We start from the raw sequence: 18176 nt of genomic DNA on the forward strand, positions 1-18176 counted from the left end.
ACGGGGTGACGGCGCTGCCTAAGACGCCAGGCTCTTGCGGAACCGCGCCAGCGCAATGGCGAAGAACACCAGGCCAATACCGGTCAGCGCCAGCAGGTCAGGCCACACCACGTTTACACCGGCATCACGAAACAGAATCGCTGCGCTCAAGCTCACAAAGTGGGTAGACGGCGAGCATTGCATCACCCATTGCAACCACTCGGGCATGCTGTCCAGCGGCGTACTGCCCCCCGAGAGCAAGAGCATCGGGATGATGACCGGGATCGCCAGCAAGCCGAACTGCGGTGTTGAGCGAGCCAGCGTGGCCAGGAATATCCCCAGCGCGGTACTGGCGAACAGGTACAGCGCAGTCACCAGCAAAAACAGGGTCAACGATCCGGCCAGGGGCACGCCCAGCGCCCATTTCACCACCACTTCCAGTGATATCCAGGTGCACAGCACCACCACCAGCATGTTGCTCCAGATTTTCGCCAGCATGATTTCCAGCGCAGTCAGCGGCAGAACCAGCAAGTGATCGAGAGTGCCATGCTCACGTTCACGCAGGAGGGCAGTGCCGGTCAGGACGATAGCCAGAATGGTGATGTTGTTGACGATCTGGATCACGGCCAAAAACCAGCCGCCTTCCAGATTGGCGTTAAACAGGGCGCGGCTGCTGATTTTCACCGGGGTTTTCGCGCCCACGTCGGCCTGGCCGGTGTAATCGAGCAACTCACGCTGGAAAATCCGGCCGATGTAGCCCGCGCCCATGAACGCCTGGCTCATGGCCGTGGCGTCGACGTTGACCTGCACACTCGGTTCGCGTCCGGCCAGCAAGTCGGCTTGAAAGTTGGCCGGCACGTTGATGACAAATGTGTATTGGCCGCTGTCCATCGACGGATCGAGTTGATCGTAAGGCAAGGGCTGTGGCGGCTGGAATTCAGGCGGCAGCAGCGACTCGCCGAGCTTGCGGGACAGCGTGCTGTGGTCTTCGTCGATAATGGCAACGCTGGCGTTATGCACACCAATGATCGAGCCTGCGGCCGGCATGTAGATCGCCACGGTGAAGGCATAGACCAAAAACAGCAGCAGCACGCTGTCGTGGCGCAGGCTGGTTAGCTCTTTGAGACCCAGGCGCAGAATGTGCGAGAGCGTGTGCATCACACCTCCTGCTTCTTGAGCATGATCAGGCTCAGCCCGGTAAAGGCCATAAAGAACCCCAGTAGCGTCAGGCATTGGGGCCATAGCTGGCGCAGGTCCAGCGCTTTGGTGAAGGTGCCCACGGCAATGTCGAGAAAGTGCCCGGCCGGAAACAGCATGCCCATCAGCGCTGCCGAACCGTCGAGGGACGAGCGTGGCACGATCAGTCCCGAGAACTGAATGGTCGGTAAGCTGGTGATGATCATGGTGCCGAGAATCGCCGCGATCTGGGTACGGGTAAACGCAGATATCAGCAGGCCCATGCTGGTGGTGGCCAGTACATACAGCAACCCGCCGAGAGCCAGAGTAAGGCCGCTGCCTTTAAAAGGAACGCCGAACAGCCAGCGGTTCATCGCCACCAGCAATCCGAGGTTTATCAGGCTGACAGCCAGATAGGGCGCCTGTTTGCCGAGCAAGAATTCGAGCCGGGTGAGTGGCGTGGCATAGAAGTTGGTGATTGAGCCCAGCTCTTTCTCACGCACGATGCCCAGGGCGGTCAGCATGGCCGGAATAAACGCAAGGATCAGCGCCATCACGCCTGGCCCGATGGCATTCACGCTGATCACGTCCTGGTTGTACCTGAAACGGGTTTCGAGTTTGGCCACTGCCTGCTTGTTTTGCGCAGGACTGCTTTGCGCCGCCAACTGTTCAAGATTGGCGGTGTGTACCGCTTCAACATAGTTGCGGCTGGTTTCGGCACGAAATGGCATGCCGCCGTCGAGCCATGCCGCGACGGTGGGCTGGCGCCCGGCATAGAGATCACGGCCGAAGCCAGGCGGAATCTCCAGCGCGATTTTGATCTCTGAGCGTTGCAGGCGTTTATGCAACTCGTCAGCGCTTTGAATGGGGGCGTGTTCTTCGAAGTAGCGTGAACTGCGGAAGGCTTCGAGGTAAGCACGGCTTTGCGGGCTTTGATCCTGGTCATAGACGGCAAAGGCGAGGTTTTCGACATCCAGCGAAATGCCGTAGCCAAAAATCACCATCATGAATACCGCACCCAACAAGGCGAAGGCCATGCGCACCTTGTCGCGCAATAGTTCTTTGGATTCGCGGCTGGCGACCGCAGTTAAGCGGGCCAGGCTAAAACCGTTTTTGCTCGGAGGAGGGGGGGCGTTGGGAGCGGAGTTGGTTGCGTCAGGCGACTCAGGATCACGGGCTTCAGGCTCGCTTTGTGCCTGCTCCAGGCACGTGACAAAGGCGGCTTCCAGCGTCTCGCCCTTGAACTGCTGCTGTAACGCCGCGGGCGTGTCGCAGGCCAAGACCTGGCCCGCGTGCATCAGTGAGATTCGGTCGCAGCGCTGGGCTTCGTTCATGAAGTGGGTGGACAAAAAGATCGTCACGCCTTGCTCGCGCGACAGCTCAATCAGCAAGCGCCAGAAGTCATCGCGCGCGGCCGGATCCACGCCAGATGTCGGCTCATCGAGAATCAACACCTCAGGACGATGCAGTACCGCTACCGCCAGCGACAGGCGCTGACGTATACCCAGCGGCAACTCACCGGATTGCTGGTCAGCCACGTCACCCAGGTCGAAGCGCTGCATCAGTTCTTCGATGCGGGTGTGGCTTTCGGCCTTGGGCATATCGAACAGCTGAGCATGCAGCACCAGATTTTGCCGAACGCTCAGTTCGCCATACAGCGAGAAACTCTGGGACATGAACCCCACGCGCTTGCGGGTGGCCAGATCCTTGGCGTTCACCGGGTTGCCCAGCAGTTTTGCGCTGCCTTCAGTGGCCGGCATCAACCCCGTGAGGACTTTCATGGTGGTGGTTTTGCCGCAGCCGTTGGAGCCCAGAAAGCCGAAAATCTCCCCCCGGCCAATGGCAAAGCTGACCTTGTTCACCGCCGTGAAATCGCCAAACCTGAGCGTCAGGTCATGGGCTTCGATGGCGATGTCGCTGTTGTCTTGAACGCGTGGCGGGATTACCAAGGGTTCGCTGTTATGCCCACTGTCACCCTGGAAATGGGTGAAGGCCTCATCGAGTTTGCCCGTGGGCGTGGCGTCAGCCAGTTCGCGGCTCAGCCCGGCGGCAATCAACTGGCCGCGGTCGAGCATCAGGCAGTGTTCAAACTGCTCAGCCTCTTCCATGTAGGCGGTTGCTACCAGAAGCGTCAGTTGCGGTCGCTGCCTGCGTACGTCATCGACTAACTCCCAGAACCGACGGCGCGACAGCGGGTCGACGCCGGTGGTGGGTTCATCGAGGATCAACAAGTCCGGCTCATGAATCAGCGCACAGCACAGCCCGAGTTTTTGCTTCATGCCGCCGGACAGTTTTCCTGCCGGACGTTCGGCAAAGCGGTCAAGGTCGGTTGCTTTCAGCAGGCTTGTCATGCGCTGCTCGCAGTCACGATTGGACAGGCCGAAAAGGGTGCCGAAAAAGCGGATGTTTTCGCGGATCGACAACTCGGGGTACAGGTTCCCGCCCAGGCCTTGGGGCATAAAGGCGATCAGCGGGTACAAGGTGTTGCGATGGCGGCGGTCATCAATCGGGCCGCCGAGCACCTCCAGACGGCCTTGTTGAAGCTTTTTGACCCCGGCAATCAGCCCCAGCAAGCTCGACTTGCCCGCGCCGTCCGGGCCGATCAATCCGCAGCGCGTGCCTTTGGGCAGGCTGAAGGTGATATCGAGCAGCGCCTGTTGCTGACCATAGCGGTGACTGATGCCGCGGGCATTGAGCACCAGGTCATTCATTGCAGATTAGCCGGCCAGTCCACGTCGGCTGTGCGTACATAACCAGCGCCCGGCATGCCCGGCTTGGCTTGCGGTACGGCACTCGGGTCATTCAGGCGCAGCTTGACGCGGAACACCAGCTTTTGGCGTTCATCGCGGGTCTCGACTTCTTTGGGGGTGAACTGCGACTTGGCAGCGACAAAAGTAATTTTGGCGGGCAGGGGCTGCTCGGGCAGGGCATCGAGCACGATGCGCGCGTCAGCGCCGACGGTCAGCTTGCCGACCACCGACGCGGGCAAGTACAGGTTCATGTACTGGTCACTGGGGTCGATCATCATAAACACGCGTCCGCCTGCGCCGAGTACTTCACCGGGCTCGGCCAAGCGCAGCTGGATCACCCCATCGATAGGGGCGCGCAAGCTGCTGTCATCGATTTCGCTGGTGAGTTGCGCAACCCTGGCCTGGCTGGCACCAATCGCCGCCCTGGCTGCCGCGACCTGCGCTTGAGCCGCCGTCACTGCGGCGTTGCTGGTGTCGAAGCGTGCTTGTTGCTGGTCGAGTTGCTGGCCACTGGCAAACCCGCGCTCGGACAGTTGGCGAAAACGCTTGAGTTCCTGGCTGGCCAGCCGCTTTTCGCTCTGGCGCAGTTGAACATTGGCCTCGTTGGCAGCCAGGGTTTCACGGGCACGCAAGACTTCGGCCTCGGCCTGGTTGCGAGAGGCCTCAAGGGTTCGGGTGTCCAGGCGTGCCAGCAATTGGCCGCGGGCAACGCGATCGCCTTCATCCACCAGAACCTCAGCCACACGGCCCGGGATTTTGCTGGCGATCTGGACTTCTGTGGATTCGAGTCGACCGTTGCCCATGCTGATGCCTTCCGGGAGGCGGTCCTGCAGAGACTTCCAGTAACCGAACCCGCCTGCTGCAATCAGCAAGAGGGCCAAAGGAATGACGAAATAATGGGAAATACGGTGATTCTTTGACATGACCACATCCTGTGTCACAGAGCACTCTAGTTTGACGGCTTCAATGCCGGGGCAACTTGATGCCAGTCAAAGGAAAGACAGAGCCTAGACGCTAAAGCAGGATGTTGCCGTGTGGATTCCGATCCTCTGCTGCTGGCTCGGGCCAGCCCGCGATCGGGAGAGGCGCGGTGGCGTTATCGCGAGCAAGCGCTGTCCTGAGGGTGATCGGTTTTTTCAGAGCAAGCCCAGCACGGCAGCCCATTGATCATCCGTCACCGGCATGACGGAAAGCCGACTGCCTTTTTGCACCAGAGGCATGTCGGCCAAGGCACTTTGCTGTTTCAAGTAGTCGAGCTTGATGACCTTGGGGAAGGTTTGCACGTGGGCCACTTGCAACGCACTCCAGGGGTTTTTCTCGACGCTGGCCTTGGGGTCGAAATAATGGCTCTCGGGATCGAGTGCGCTGGGGTCCGGGTAAGCCGCCCGGACGATTCGACCAATCCCGGCAATTCCGGGCTCGGGGCAGCTTGAGTGATAAAAAAAGAACGCGTCGCCCTCGGCCATGGCTCGAATAAAATTGCGAGCCTGGTAGTTGCGCACGCCGTCCCAGCGCGCTTCGCCGATTTTCTGCAAATCCTTGATCGAGAACTCATCGGGTTCGGATTTCATCAACCAGTAGGCCATTTTCACTGCTCCTCAAATCCAGCTTGGTCATTTTGTCTGGCAACATTTTGTCAAACCGACAGTCGGTTGATGCCAGTGTTTGCGTGTGTGTTCCTGTTACCGCAGAATGCCGGGCTTTTAAGCTTGACGCTGCTGCACGGCCGATAACAAAAACCGTTGCTGTCATCGTGTTGATTTGCCTGGAGGGGGGCAATCGATGAAACGCAAACCGGATTTACTGTGGGTTTTGGTTATTTTGTTCGGTTTGGGCGTGGTTACAACGGGTTATACACAAAGTCTCTGGACAAACCCGTCCGATGCGCCGATTGAGCTGACACAACAGCAAGTACAACCATTCAAGCGCTAATCACTGATTGAATGGCATCGCTTTGACTGCGATGCCATGGCGTTCAGTGCGCGACGTACCAGTGCTCGTCCGAGACGGTACCTTGTAACGGTACATCCCAGCTGGCCTGAGCCAGACGCTCGACTTTCTGACATTCGTGGGCCAGCCCCAGCAATATCGGCTTGCGCCAGCTTTGGCGTCTGCTTTGGTACGCCAGGCTGCGGTCATAAAAGCCGCCGCCCATGCCCAGCCTTCCGCCCGTTGCATCAAAACCCACCAAGGGCAGCAGTATCAGGTCGAGTGCCCAGATCTTGCGTTGGCGTGCGCGGTTGATGCGCGGCTCGAGAATGCGAAAGCGGTTGGGGATCAGCTTTTCGCCGGGGGAAATCCGCTGAAAGACCATTTTGGTTCTGGGCCATGCGCTCAACACAGGCAGGTAGGTAGTCTTGCCCCGTCGCTGAGCTTCACGCAGCAGCAAATGCGGGCTGATTTCACCGTCTGTGGGCAGGTACAGCGAGATGTGTCGGGAGCGGCGGAACAGCGGGTGTTGCGCCAGCTGCCGGTACAGGCCGCGGGCGGCCCGGCGTTGCTCGCAGGGCGATAGTTCGCGGCGGGCTTTGCGCAGCATTCGGCGAAGTTGCGGGCGGGTAGGCGGCGCAGGTTCGATCATGGTGGCGTGCTGTTCAAGGTCGAGTTCACCGGGCGGTTGGCTCGTGAAAGCCAATGCCAGCAAGTGGCTGGCATTGTGCTAGGAAATCAGGCTCCCCGACGTACCGCTGTCGGCTTGGCCCTTGAACCCGAAAGTTCAAGGTGGAAGTTGCAGTAGACCTTAAGGCTTTCCGTCAAGCGGACATGCACACCGGTCCAACGTGCAAGCTCCAGGGTAGTGCGAATCGGCTCAGGGACATCGCTAACTGGCGAATACTCCAGGGAGTGGCGCGAGTATACCCCAAAGAAACCTTTTGAATCAGCTTTGACGTTCGTTCGGATCAGTGGCCAGGGCCAGATCAACACGTTCGAGCAGGTCTCGCACTTGCTCGCGCGTCGAGCTGCTGGTCTGAACTTCGGCGACTTCCTGCTTGTGCAGCAGATCGTGGGTGATATTCAGGGCGGCCATGACGGCAATGCGGTCGGCACCGATTACTTTCCCGCTGCTACGGATCTCACGCATCTTGCCATCCAGATAACGGGCGGCGCTGATCAGATTGCTGCGTTCTTCCTGGGGGCACATGATCGAATATTCTTTATCGAGGATATGCACAGTGACGCTACTGCTTGAACTCATGAGTCTTGCTCCAGGGCTTTGAGGCGCGAAATCATCGATTCGACCTTGTGTCGGGCAATTTCGTTTTTTTCAATGAGGTGCGCGCGTTCCTCGCGCCAAGTCTTTTCCTGAGCAATTAAGAGTCCGTTTTGACGTTTAAGTTGCTCGACCCGGTTAATCAACAACTCGAGTCTAGCCATCAGTGCATGCAGGTCGGTGTCTTCCATTGTGTCCTACTGTGTATTTTCTGATGGATGGTGACTGTCAAACGAGTTGACGCCTCGATAGTCTTGGAACGTCTGCCGATGCTAGGATACAAGGCCTTCATTCTAGACATTGCGCCGCTTGGCGCCTAGCAGCCCATGCCCATTCAAAATTCCCCGTATCAAGCCTTTGTCACCCTGCTGACCGCCAGCGGCCATTCTGTTTCGCCTGCTGAGCTGCATGGCCACTTGCTGGGCCGCAGTTGTGCCGGTGCCGGCTTCGATGCCGACGGCTGGTTGGCCGATGCCAACGAACTGCTTTTAGGTGAGCCGCAAGACAACGTACGCAATGCCCTTGTCGGCTTGCAAGAGATGGTTAAAGGCGAGCTGACCAGTGACGACATGACGGTCGTTCTGTTGTTGCCAACCGATGACGAGCCGCTGACCGAGCGTGCTATTGCGCTGGGCCAATGGTGCCAGGGCTTCCTGTCCGGTTTTGGGCTCAACTATCGTGACAATGCCTTGAGCACTGAAGCCAAGGAAGTGTTGCAGGACCTGGCGGCCATCGCTCAGGTTCAGGATGCCCTGGAAGAATCCGAAGACGGCGAAACCGACTACATGGAAGTGATGGAATACCTGCGCGTTGCGCCGTTGTTGCTGTTCACCGAAACCAAGAAAACCGTTGAGCCCGCTGCCAAGCCTTCGCTGCACTGATTGATCGTCAAGAGGGAACCCGTCTGCCCATGATTCATATCCCGAAATCGGAATACACACGTCGCCGCAAGGCGCTCATGGCGCAGATGGAGCCCAACAGCATCGCGATTTTGCCCGCCGCTGCGGTGGCCATTCGCAACCGCGATGTTGAACATGTTTATCGTCAAGACAGCAACTTCCAGTATTTGAGCGGTTTTCCCGAGCCTCAGGCGGTGATCGTATTGATCCCTGGCCGGGTACACGGTGAATACGTGCTGTTTTGCCGTGAGCGCAATGCCGAGCGTGAGTTGTGGGATGGCTTGCGCGCGGGGCAAGAAGGCGCCATCCGTGACTTTGGCGCTGATGACGCGTTCCCGATTGCCGACATCGACGACATCCTGCCCGGCCTGATTGAAGGCCGTGACCGGGTGTACTCGGCAATGGGCAGCAATCCCGAATTCGACCGTCATCTGATGGAGTGGATCAATGCGATTCGCTCCAAGGCCAGCCTCGGGGCCCAGCCGCCTAACGAATTCGTTGCGCTGGATCATCTGCTGCATGACATGCGTCTGTATAAATCAGCGGCAGAGATCAAGGTCATGCGCCATGCGGCGCAGATTTCAGCCCGCGCCCATGTCCGTGCCATGCAGGCCAGCCGTCACGGCTTGCATGAGTACAGCCTTGAAGCCGAGCTGGATTACGAATTTCGGCGAAGCGGAGCAAAAATGCCGGCATACGGTTCGATCGTTGCTTCCGGCGACAACAGCTGCATCCTGCATTATCAGGAAAACGACGCCCTGCTCAGGGAGGGCGATCTGGTCTTGATTGATGCGGGCTGTGAAATCGACTGCTACGCCAGCGACATCAGCCGCACGTTCCCGGTGAGCGGCACCTTTTCGCCGGAACAAAAAGCCATTTACGAATTGGTGCTGGCAGCGCAAGAGGCCGCTTTTGCCCAGATCGCCCCGGACAAGCACTGGAATCAGGCGCACGAAGCCACGGTTCAAGTGATTACCGAAGGTCTGGTGGCGCTGGGCTTGCTGGAAGGCGATGTCGACCAGTTGATTGCCTGCGAAGCCTACAAAGCGTTTTACATGCACCGCGCGGGTCATTGGCTGGGGCTCGATGTGCATGATGTCGGTGAGTACAAAGTGGGCGGCGAGTGGCGCGTGCTGGAGGTCGGCATGACCTTGACCGTGGAGCCCGGCATTTACATCAGTCCGAATAATCAGCAGGTTGCCAAAAAATGGCGCGGCATCGGTGTGCGCATCGAGGATGATGTCGTGGTGACCAAAAACGGCTGTGAAATCCTGACCGGCGACGTGCCAAAAACCGTTGCTGAAATCGAAGCCTTGATGGCGGCAGCACGAGCGAGCGCGGCATGAATCGAGTCAATCTGGCAATCATCGGCGGCGGTCTGGTTGGCGCCAGCCTGGCTTTGGCGTTGCAAGCCGGAGCCAAGGCCCGGGGCTGGAAGATCGTATTGATTGAGCCGTTTGCCCCCGGGAACAGTTACCAGCCCAGTTACGATGCCCGTTCATCGGCACTGAGCTATGGCGCCCGGCAAATCTACGAGCGCCTTGGCCTTTGGTCTGCCATTGCCGAGCGGGCCGAGCCGATCCTGGATATTCACGTGTCCGATCGGGGGCGCTTCTCGACGGCGCGCCTGTCGGCTGGCGAGGAAGGTGTTCCGGCGCTGGGTTATGTGGTCGAAAACGCCTGGCTCGGCCAGTGCCTGTGGAAGGGGCTGGACCCGGACGTGATCATTTGGCGTTGCCCGGCTGAAGTGACTCGCCTGCAGCCGCTTGAAGACGGGTATCGCCTGACGCTCAATGACGAAACCACGCTGGAATGCGACCTTGCGGTATTGGCCGACGGCGGGCGCTCCGGGTTGCGCGAGCAGTTGGGTATTAACGTGCGCCAGCGACCCTACGATCAAAGTGCGTTAATCGCCAACATTACCCCCAGTCAGCCCCACGCCGGGATGGCCTTCGAGCGCTTCACCGACGAAGGCCCGATGGCCCTGCTGCCCTTGTCCGATAACCGCTGCGCATTGGTGTGGACCCGCCTCGGCATGGACGCCCAGCGCCTGGCCGAACTGGATGAGCGCAGTTTTCTGAGAGAGTTGCAGGGCGTGTTCGGCTATCGCCTTGGGACCCTCAAGCAGGTCGGTGCCCGGCACCTGTACCCGCTGACGCTGATTGAAGCTGAAGAACAGGTACGCCCGCATCTGGCGGTACTGGGCAATGCGGCTCATAGCCTGCATCCAATTGCCGGGCAGGGTTTCAACCTGTCGTTGCGTGATGCCCAGGCCCTGGCGGATGCCTTGCTGGCGAGTGACAAGCAGCCCGGTGACCTGGCAACGCTCTTGAGTTATCAACAGCGCCAACAGTTGGATCAACAACTGACGATTGGCTTTTCGGATCAAGTGACACGTCTGTTTGGCAGTGATCAGACGCTGCTCTCGTTTGGTCGTAACCTGGGCTTGCTGGGGCTCGATTTATTGCCGCCGGCCAAGCGCTGGTTTGCCCGTCAGGCCATGGGCCTGGGCACCCGCCCGGACAGTTGATAGCGACCGGGGCGAGCACGCCCCGTGTCGATTCTTTTTTCAGGTGCGGCCCAGGCCGCTAGCGAGACAGGCTTAAAGCATGGAAATGCGCGCAGATCTGCTGATTGTAGGGGCCGGAATGGTCGGAAGCGCACTGGCGTTGGCGCTCAAGGACAGCGGGTTGAAAATCCTGCTGCTCGATGGCAGCCCGCTGAGTGTCAAACCCTTTGCTGCCGAGCTGCCGTTTGAACCGCGTGTCAGCGCCTTGTCGGCCGCCAGCCAGCGCATTCTGGAGCGCCTTGGCGCCTGGGCAGGCATCACCGGTCGGCGCACCAGTCCGTATGCGCACATGCAGGTGTGGGACGGCAGTGGCACAGGTGAGATCCATTTTTCGGCGGCCAGCGTGCATGCCGAAGTCCTGGGGCATATCGTCGAAAACCGCGTGGTGCAAGACGCCCTGCTGGATTGCCTGCACGGCACCGCCATCGAAATGCTGCCCAATGCGCGCCTTGAACAAATGCGCCGCTCCGGCGACGACTGGCTTCTGACTCTGGCTGATGGCCGTACGCTGCGCGCGCCGCTGGTGGTGGCTGCCGATGGCGCCAACTCGGCCGTGCGCCGCCTGACAGGCTGTGAGACCCGCGAGTGGGATTACCAGCATCACGCCATCGTGACCAGCGTGCGTTGCTCCAGGCCGCATCAGCAGACCGCGTGGCAGCGCTTTACTGACCACGGCCCCTTGGCATTCCTGCCGTTGGCGCGCGACGGGCAACAGGACTGGTGCTCGATTGTCTGGTCGACCACACCTGAGCTGGCCGAACGGGCGATGGCGATGGACGATGCTGCCTTTTGTCGTGAGCTCGAACTGGCCTTTGAAGGGCGTCTGGGTCAGGTGCTCAGCGCCGATCCGCGGGTGTGCGTGCCCTTGCGTCAGCGTCATGCCAAGCGCTATGTCGCCGAGGGGCTGGTGCTGATCGGTGATGCGGCGCATACCATTCACCCGCTGGCCGGGCAGGGCGTTAACCTGGGCTTCCTGGATGCGGCGGTCCTGGCCCAGGTGCTGTTGCACGCCGCCGATCGTGGCGAACGATTGGCCGATGTTCGTGTGCTGAGCCGTTACGAGCGCCGCCGCATGCCGCATAACCTGGCGCTCATGGCCGCAATGGAAGGCTTTGAGCGATTGTTCCAGGCCGACTCGTTGGCCGTGCGCCTGTTGCGTAACACCGGTTTGAAATGGGTCAACAACATGCCCGAGGCCAAAGCCGTGTTTGTGCGCCAGGCCCTTGGCCTGACCGGTGATTTGCCGCCGCTGGCCAAACCCTGACCGATTGCGTCAGAGGCTACCGCAGGCTTTTGTCGGGCCTGCAACATCTGGTAACGCCTCGGGGGCGAGTTAGGTTGAGCTGGCAAATGTGATTCACTACCATTTACGCCCGATTCGCATTAAGAGAGACCGCCCTCCATGTTGGCACCCAAGCGTCTACTGACTGCCCTGGCCCTTACCCTTTTCGGGAGCAGCGTATTTGCTGCCGACGAAGTGGTGGTCTATTCCTCGCGTATCGATGAGCTGATCAAGCCGGTATTTGATGCCTATACCGCCAAGACCGGGGTCAAGGTCAAGTTCATCACCGATAAAGAGGCGCCATTGATGCAGCGCATCAAGGCTGAAGGCGAAAACGCCACGGCCGACCTGTTGCTGACCGTGGACGCCGGCAACCTCTGGCAAGCCGAGCAAATGGGCATCCTGCAGCCGCTCACTTCTGAGGTGATCGACAAGAACATTCCGCCGCAATACCGCTCTTCTTCCCACCAGTGGACCGGTCTGAGCTTGCGCGCCCGTACCATCGCCTATTCGACCGACCGCGTTAAACCTGAAGAACTGTCGACCTACGAAGCCCTGGCTGGCAAAGAGTGGGAAGGCCGCCTGTGCCTGCGTACGGCCAAGAAGGTGTACAACCAGTCACTGACCGCCACCATGATCGAAGTGAACGGTGCGCAAAAAACCGAAGAGATCCTCAAGGGCTGGGTGAACAACCTGTCCACTGACGTATTCTCGGATGACATCGCGGTGCTGGAAGCGATCAACGCCGGGCAGTGCGATGTCGGCATCGTCAATACCTACTACTACGGTCGCCTGCACAAGCAGAAGCCGGATCTGGCGGTCAAATTGTTCTGGCCGAACCAGGCGGACCGGGGTGTGCACGTCAACCTGTCGGGCATTGGCCTGACCAAATATGCGCCGCACCCGGAAGCGGCCAAGGCACTGGTCGAATGGATGACCACACCTGAAGCCCAAGCGATTTTTGCCGGCACCAACCAGGAATTCCCGGCCAATCCAGGCGTTGCCCCTTCGGCTGAAGTCGCCAGCTGGGGCAGCTTCAAGGCCGACGCCATGCCCGTTGAAGTTGCAGGCAAGCGCCAGGCCGAAGCGATCCGCATGATGGACCGCGCTGGCTGGAACTGATAAATACTCAAAACGCTCTACCTTTGTAGCCGCTGCCGCAGGCTGAGACAGGGGCCGCAGGACTTTCAAATTATTGAGGGTACTGCGCGCCCCGTCGCACTCTGCGGCAGCGGCTATATGCTTTCTGCGTGTTGTACCTCCACCCACCTTCCGAGAGTTTTTCGTGGCCCATCCTGCCCAACGTCGCTGGTATCCGCTGGTCTTTGTCATTGCAGCTCTGGTTCTATTGCCGCTGAGCGTCTTGCTGCTGTCCTGGCAAAGCATTGATACCCAGATATGGAGCCATCTCTGGGACACGCAAATGCCACGTTTGCTGGGTAACACCCTGACACTGATCGTGGGGGTCGGTATTGGGGTGACGCTGCTTGGCGTGAGTCTGGCGTGGCTGACCAGTTTGTGCGAGTTCCCGGGCCGGCGCTGGCTGGACTGGGCCCTGATGCTGCCGTTTGCGATTCCGGCCTATGTTCTGGCATTCGTGTTTGTGGGTTTGCTCGACTTTGCCGGGCCAGTGCAAACCCTGCTGCGTGAATGGTTTGGCATGGGCCTGCGATTGCCGCGGGTGCGTTCTACCGGTGGCGTGATCATTGTCCTGATTCTGGTGTTTTACCCGTACGTTTACTTGCTGGCGCGCACCGCCTTCCTGGCGCAGGGCAAAGGCCTGATGGAGGCCGCCCGAGTGCTGGGCCAAAGCCCCTGGCAGGCGTTCTGGCGCGTGGCATTGCCGATGGCCCGCCCGGCGATCGGGGCCGGTGTGGCGCTGGCGTTGATGGAAACCCTGGCTGATTTTGGCGCCGTGTCGGTGTTCAATTTCGACACGTTCACCACTGCCATCTACAAAACCTGGTACGGTTTTTTCAGTCTGTCGACGGCAGCGCAACTGGCCAGCTTGCTGTTGCTGGTGGTGATGGTGGTGCTCTACGGTGAGCGCAAAGCCCGCGGGGCCAACCGCGCCAGTAACGAACGACCACGGGTCAAGGCCCTGTATCACCTGCGGGGGCTGAAGGCCTGGTTGGCCAGTGGCTGGTGCTTGCTGGTGTTCGCCTGCGCTTTTGTGATCCCGATGCTGCAACTGGTGGTGTGGTTTTGGCAGCGCGGGCGCTTTGACCTGGATGAGCGTTACACCGGTTTGATCGTGCATACCCTGTACCTGGGCAGCATGGCGGCCTTGATCACCGTCAGTGTGGCGCTGGTGCTGGCCTTTGCCCGGCGCCAGGCACCGACCCCGACCATTCGCGCCGGTGTCAGCCTGGCAAACCTGGGATATGCCTTGCCTGGGTCGGTGTTGGCCGTGTCGATCATGCTGGCGTTCAGTTATCTGGACCGTGAGTTGGTCATACCGGTGTCCGGCTGGCTGGGCGGCGCGGGTAAACCGTTGTTGCTGGGCAGCCTGTCGGCCTTGCTGCTGGCCTATCTGGTGCGATTCATTGCCGTCGCTTATGGCCCTCTTGAAAGCAGCCTTGCGCGGATTCGACCGTCATTGCCGGAAGCCGCCCGCAGCCTGGGCGTGAGTGGGCCACGACTTTTTTTCAAAGTGTATCTGCCGCTATTACTGCCGGGCACCTTGAGTGCGGCGCTGCTGGTATTTGTCGATGTACTCAAGGAAATGCCCGCCACCTTGCTCATGCGCCCGTTTGGCTGGGACACGTTGGCGGTGCGCATCTTTGAAATGACCAGTGAAGGCGAATGGGCGCGGGCATCATTGCCGGCCCTGACACTGGTGCTGGTTGGCTTGTTGCCCGTGATCGGGCTGATCCGGCGCTCGGCACATCGAATCGGCTAGGTGCCAGTCCTTCCCCATGCGGATACAATGCGCGGCATTCGGTGCGGTCTGTCTGTCAGATCAGGTTCTATGCCAAGCGTAAGATGGCCACCCCTAGCGGCTTCAAACGCTTGATAAGCCTGTCCGCACCTTCGCCAAGCCCGGAAGGAGAAACCCATGGGACAGCGTACGCCTCTGTATGACCTGCATCTCGCCCTTGGCGCGAAGATGGTCGATTTTGGCGGTTGGGATATGCCCTTGCATTATGGCTCGCAAGTCGAGGAGCACCATGAGGTGCGTCGAGACTGCGGGGTTTTTGATGTCTCGCATATGACCGTGATTGACGTCACCGGGGTTCAGGCCAAGGAATGGCTCCAGTATTTATTGGCTAACGATGTCGAACGTCTTAACACGCCCGGCCGCGCGCTCTATAGCGCCATGCTCAATGAAAAAGGCGGTGTGGTCGACGATATGATCGTCTACCTGATGCCTGCGGGTTATCGGCTTATTGTCAACGCCGCCACTCGCGATCAGGACCTGGCGTGGATGACCGCCCAGCTGCAAGGCTATGACGTGCAACTGCGTGAACGTCCCGAATTGGCCTTGCTGGCGATTCAGGGGCCGCATGCACGGCATAAGGTCGCCGAGCTGGTGGATCAGGCTCGCAGCCAGCTTATCCAGCAGCTCAAGCCCTTCGAAGGGCAGAGCAGCGGTGACTGGTTTATTGCCCGCACCGGCTACACCGGCGAAGATGGCCTGGAGATTGTGCTCCCGGCCGATCAGGCCCCGGCCTTCTTTAACGATCTGGTAGGTGCGGGTATCTCGCCGATTGGCTTGGGTGCCCGCGATACCTTGCGTCTTGAAGCGGGCATGAACCTTTACGGGCAGGATATTCACCTGGCGGTGTCGCCACTTTCCGCCAATATGGACTGGACCATCGCGTGGGAACCTGCCTCGCGAAAATTCATCGGACGTGAAGCGCTGGAAGCCGAAAAAGCTGGCGGCGTACAGCTCAAACTCGTGGGGCTGGTGCTTGAAGAGCGAGGCGTTTTGCGCGCTCATCAAGTGGTGCGTATCGCCGATGTTGGCGAAGGGGAGATCACCAGTGGTAGTTTCTCTCCTACGCTAAGCAAATCGATCGCTCTGGCGCGAGTGCCGATGGCCACGGCTGACCGGGCCGAGGTTGAGATCCGTGGCAAGTGGTACCCGGTTCGTGTAGTCAAACCGACTTTTGTTCGTCAGGGCAAAGCCTTGATCTAACGTTTACTGGCGGCCCCGCGCAGAGTGCGGGCTGCTGACATTTCTTCTTGAGGACACTGAATATGAGCGAAATTCCTGCTGATCTGCGCTTTGCTGAAAGTCACGAGTGGGCGCGTCTGGAAGCGGATGGCACGGTTACCGTGGGCATCAGTGATCACGCTCAGGAAGCCTTGGGAGATGTGGTATTTGTTGAACTGGCCGAAGTCGGCAAGGTGTTCGCGGCAGGTGATACCGCGGGTGTTGTAGAGTCGGTAAAAGCGGCCTCTGATATCTACGCGCCGGTGTCTGGCGAAGTGATTGCGGTCAACGAAGCCTTGGCGGACAGCCCTGAAGAGCTGAACAACGCGCCGTACGCAAGCTGGATCTTCAAGCTCAAGCCAAGCAACACGGCAGAGCTGGAAAAACTGCTGGACGCTGCCAGTTACAAAGCCGCTATCGGCGAGTAAGCCAGACGCCCTGACTCCTGAAGGAGCGAGCTTGCTCGCGATAGCATCACTGCGGTGAAACACACACTGCATTGTATGTTTCGTGAACAAGCTCACTCTTACACGGCGTTAAGCACAGCTTTTACCGCCGCCACCGAGCGCTCGACATCAGCTTTGGTCATCGTCGTAAACATCGGCAATGACACGATCAATCGCCCGACACGTTCGGCAATCGGCAACATCCCTTCGCTAAATCCGCGCGCACGATAAAGACTCAGCAAGTGAATGGGCGGGTAGTGATAACCCACGCCGACACCTAGCGCCTGCATCTCTTTCATGAAGGTGGCGCGGGCCGGCTGGCCATCCTTGCGTTCTGGCAGCACCAGCTGGAATAAATGCCAATTGGTGTTAGTGAAGTCGGCCACCGGCAATTGCGCGCCGTAGGCGGCTTCAAAATCGGGTCCGAAGCAGGCGAAATAATGCTCGGCCAATTCCCGGCGATGGGCCGTGATCGCTTCAATGTGGGCAAACTGGCCCAGCCCGATGGCTGCAGCAATATCCGTCATATTGAACTTGCCACCCAGCACGTCGACATCGAGCCCGTCGAAGCCGGTACGTGTCACGCCCTGCAAGCGGTATTTCTCGGCCAGTCTGGCCTCGTCTTCATTGTTCAGCACCAGGCAGCCGCCCTCGGACGAGGTGATGTTCTTGTTGGCCTGAAAGCTGAATGAAACCAGATCGCCGCGAGCACCGATGCGCTGGTCTTGCCAGCTCGAGCCCAGGGCCTGGGCGGCGTCTTCGACAACGCGCAGATGGTGCTTGTCGGCCAGAGCGTACAGCGCATCCATGTCGACCGGCAGGCCTGACAGATACACCGGGATGATGGCTTTGGTACGCGCCGTGATGGCTGCCTCGACCTTGGCCAGATCGATATTTCGGGTGACCGGGTCGATATCGGCAAACACCGGGGTAGCGCCTACTTCCAGAATCACGTTGGCGGTGGCGACCCATGAAATCGGGGTGGTGATCACTTCATCGCCAGGACCTATGCCCGCGATGCGCAATGCGATTTCCAGGGTGCACGTGCCGGAGTTGAAGGTTCGTACCGGGCGTCCGCCAAAGTATTCGGACAGTTGCGCTTCGAATGCCTGAACCTTGGGGCCGCTGGTGATCCAGCCGGAGCGCAGCACGTCGCCTACGGCGGCAATGGTGGCTTCATCGATGGAGGGTTTGGAAAACGGCAGGAAAGGCAACGAGCTCATAGAGGCAAGGCGTCCGATGTGAGATGAAGAGAGGTGATCCGTAACCACAAGATCATACCCAGAGCATGGCTCACATCAGTTGAAAATACTGTATCAACGCTGAATGAAGCGGCTTGCAGGAGCGAGCTTGCCCGCTCCTGCAAGTGCCGGGCTTACTCGGCGGTGGCGTTTTTCGCCAGGATGGCGTTTGCCAGATCCATATCGGTCGCTTTCAGACCTGGATTGTCGGCACGCACTTGCTGCATGGCGGACTCCAGGTATGGACCGCGGATCGAGCCGTTGCTGGCTACAAAGCTGCCAGCATCATCCTGGGCGGCGATCACTTTACGGTCCTTTTTGAAGGTCAGATAAGTGGAACCTGTGGTAGCACCCGAGGACAGGACGTTACGCCAGAACGTATCGGCCATTGCAGAACCAACAGGAAGGGACAGCAGTGCGATAGCAGCTACAGCATATTTAAGGCGCATGACGGGTGACTCCGA

18 protein-coding genes and 1 other RNA gene are annotated in these 18176 nt (G+C 59.4%); 9 read left to right on the top strand and 10 right to left on the bottom strand.

Annotated elements, in window-relative coordinates; genetic code table 11:
* Positions 1-18 precede the first annotated feature (18 nt).
* The 4 genes from AWM69_RS12045 to AWM69_RS12060 all read right to left on the bottom strand — a co-directional run bounded on the left by AWM69_RS12045 (position 19) and on the right by AWM69_RS12060 (position 5491).
* On the bottom strand, positions 19-1137 hold the full coding sequence (locus tag AWM69_RS12045) for an ABC transporter permease (protein ID WP_131654859.1): 1119 nt from the start codon (positions 1135-1137) through the stop codon (positions 19-21).
* A complete protein-coding gene (gene rbbA, locus AWM69_RS12050) occupies positions 1137-3866 on the bottom strand; it encodes a ribosome-associated ATPase/putative transporter RbbA (protein WP_218726944.1) in 2730 nt (909 codons plus the stop codon). The genes AWM69_RS12045 and rbbA overlap by 1 nt, the downstream gene beginning before the upstream one ends.
* Positions 3863-4828 (bottom strand): HlyD family secretion protein, encoded by a 966-nt coding sequence (locus AWM69_RS12055; RefSeq protein WP_218726945.1) that lies wholly within the window; start codon positions 4826-4828, stop codon positions 3863-3865. The genes rbbA and AWM69_RS12055 overlap by 4 nt, the downstream gene beginning before the upstream one ends.
* Positions 4829-5041: 213 nt before the next feature.
* Positions 5042-5491 (bottom strand): EVE domain-containing protein, encoded by a 450-nt coding sequence (locus AWM69_RS12060; protein ID WP_131654856.1) that lies wholly within the window; start codon positions 5489-5491, stop codon positions 5042-5044.
* Positions 5492-5687: 196 nt separating this feature from the next.
* Between AWM69_RS12060 and AWM69_RS12065 the strand changes: the two genes are divergently transcribed.
* Positions 5688-5837, top strand: a complete 150-nt coding sequence (locus AWM69_RS12065; RefSeq protein WP_088500048.1) for a hypothetical protein — start codon at positions 5688-5690, stop codon at positions 5835-5837.
* Positions 5838-5880: 43 nt separating this feature from the next.
* Here the strand turns inward: AWM69_RS12065 and AWM69_RS12070 are convergent, their stop codons facing one another.
* The 4 genes from AWM69_RS12070 to AWM69_RS12085 form a co-directional block, all read right to left on the bottom strand.
* Positions 5881-6486: a 5-formyltetrahydrofolate cyclo-ligase gene (locus tag AWM69_RS12070; protein WP_218727004.1), complete on the bottom strand. Its 606-nt coding sequence runs from the start codon at positions 6484-6486 to the stop codon at positions 5881-5883.
* Positions 6487-6574: 88 nt separating this feature from the next.
* Positions 6575-6752: non-coding RNA, 6S RNA (ssrS, locus tag AWM69_RS12075), on the bottom strand.
* 31 nt (positions 6753-6783) lie between these two features.
* A complete protein-coding gene (locus tag AWM69_RS12080) occupies positions 6784-7101 on the bottom strand; it encodes a cell division protein ZapA (protein ID WP_131654855.1) in 318 nt (105 codons plus the stop codon).
* Positions 7098-7307, bottom strand: a complete 210-nt coding sequence (locus AWM69_RS12085; RefSeq protein WP_048383831.1) for a TIGR02449 family protein — start codon at positions 7305-7307, stop codon at positions 7098-7100. Before AWM69_RS12085 ends, AWM69_RS12080 begins: the two co-directional genes overlap by 4 nt.
* Before the next feature lie 135 nt (positions 7308-7442).
* Here AWM69_RS12085 and AWM69_RS12090 point away from each other — a divergent pair, with 135 nt between their 5' ends.
* From AWM69_RS12090 to gcvH, 8 genes are all read left to right on the top strand, one after another.
* On the top strand, positions 7443-7997 hold the full coding sequence (locus tag AWM69_RS12090) for a YecA family protein (protein ID WP_131654854.1): 555 nt from the start codon (positions 7443-7445) through the stop codon (positions 7995-7997).
* A gap of 29 nt (positions 7998-8026) precedes the next feature.
* On the top strand, positions 8027-9361 hold the full coding sequence (pepP, locus tag AWM69_RS12095) for a Xaa-Pro aminopeptidase (protein ID WP_131654853.1): 1335 nt from the start codon (positions 8027-8029) through the stop codon (positions 9359-9361).
* A complete protein-coding gene (ubiH, locus tag AWM69_RS12100) occupies positions 9358-10545 on the top strand; it encodes a 2-octaprenyl-6-methoxyphenyl hydroxylase (RefSeq protein WP_218726947.1) in 1188 nt (395 codons plus the stop codon). Before pepP ends, ubiH begins: the two co-directional genes overlap by 4 nt.
* Positions 10546-10630: 85 nt before the next feature.
* Complete coding sequence (locus AWM69_RS12105) at positions 10631-11848, top strand: 2-octaprenyl-3-methyl-6-methoxy-1,4-benzoquinol hydroxylase (RefSeq protein WP_218727006.1); 1218 nt, start codon at positions 10631-10633, stop codon at positions 11846-11848.
* Positions 11849-11986: 138 nt separating this feature from the next.
* On the top strand, positions 11987-12988 hold the full coding sequence (locus AWM69_RS12110; protein WP_131654850.1) for an extracellular solute-binding protein: 1002 nt from the start codon (positions 11987-11989) through the stop codon (positions 12986-12988).
* Between the two features lie 163 nt (positions 12989-13151).
* On the top strand, positions 13152-14768 hold the full coding sequence (locus AWM69_RS12115; RefSeq protein ID WP_048383848.1) for an iron ABC transporter permease: 1617 nt from the start codon (positions 13152-13154) through the stop codon (positions 14766-14768).
* Between the two features lie 156 nt (positions 14769-14924).
* Complete coding sequence (gcvT, locus tag AWM69_RS12120; RefSeq protein WP_131654848.1) at positions 14925-16007, top strand: glycine cleavage system aminomethyltransferase GcvT; 1083 nt, start codon at positions 14925-14927, stop codon at positions 16005-16007.
* A gap of 62 nt (positions 16008-16069) precedes the next feature.
* Positions 16070-16453, top strand: coding sequence for a glycine cleavage system protein GcvH (gene gcvH / locus AWM69_RS12125; RefSeq protein WP_131654847.1), 384 nt, complete (start codon positions 16070-16072; stop codon positions 16451-16453).
* A gap of 98 nt (positions 16454-16551) precedes the next feature.
* Here the strand turns inward: gcvH and AWM69_RS12130 are convergent, their stop codons facing one another.
* On the bottom strand, positions 16552-17694 hold the full coding sequence (locus tag AWM69_RS12130; protein WP_131654846.1) for a DegT/DnrJ/EryC1/StrS aminotransferase family protein: 1143 nt from the start codon (positions 17692-17694) through the stop codon (positions 16552-16554).
* Positions 17695-17846: 152 nt separating this feature from the next.
* Positions 17847-18161 carry a DUF2388 domain-containing protein gene (locus AWM69_RS12135; RefSeq protein ID WP_048383859.1) on the bottom strand — a complete coding sequence of 105 codons (315 nt, stop codon included), beginning with the start codon at positions 18159-18161 and terminating at the stop codon, positions 17847-17849.
* Positions 18162-18176: the final 15 nt, after the last annotated feature.

It is taken from the genome of Pseudomonas sp. D1HM (assembly GCF_019266105.1).
Taxonomy (GTDB): domain Bacteria; phylum Pseudomonadota; class Gammaproteobacteria; order Pseudomonadales; family Pseudomonadaceae; genus Aquipseudomonas; species Aquipseudomonas taetrolens.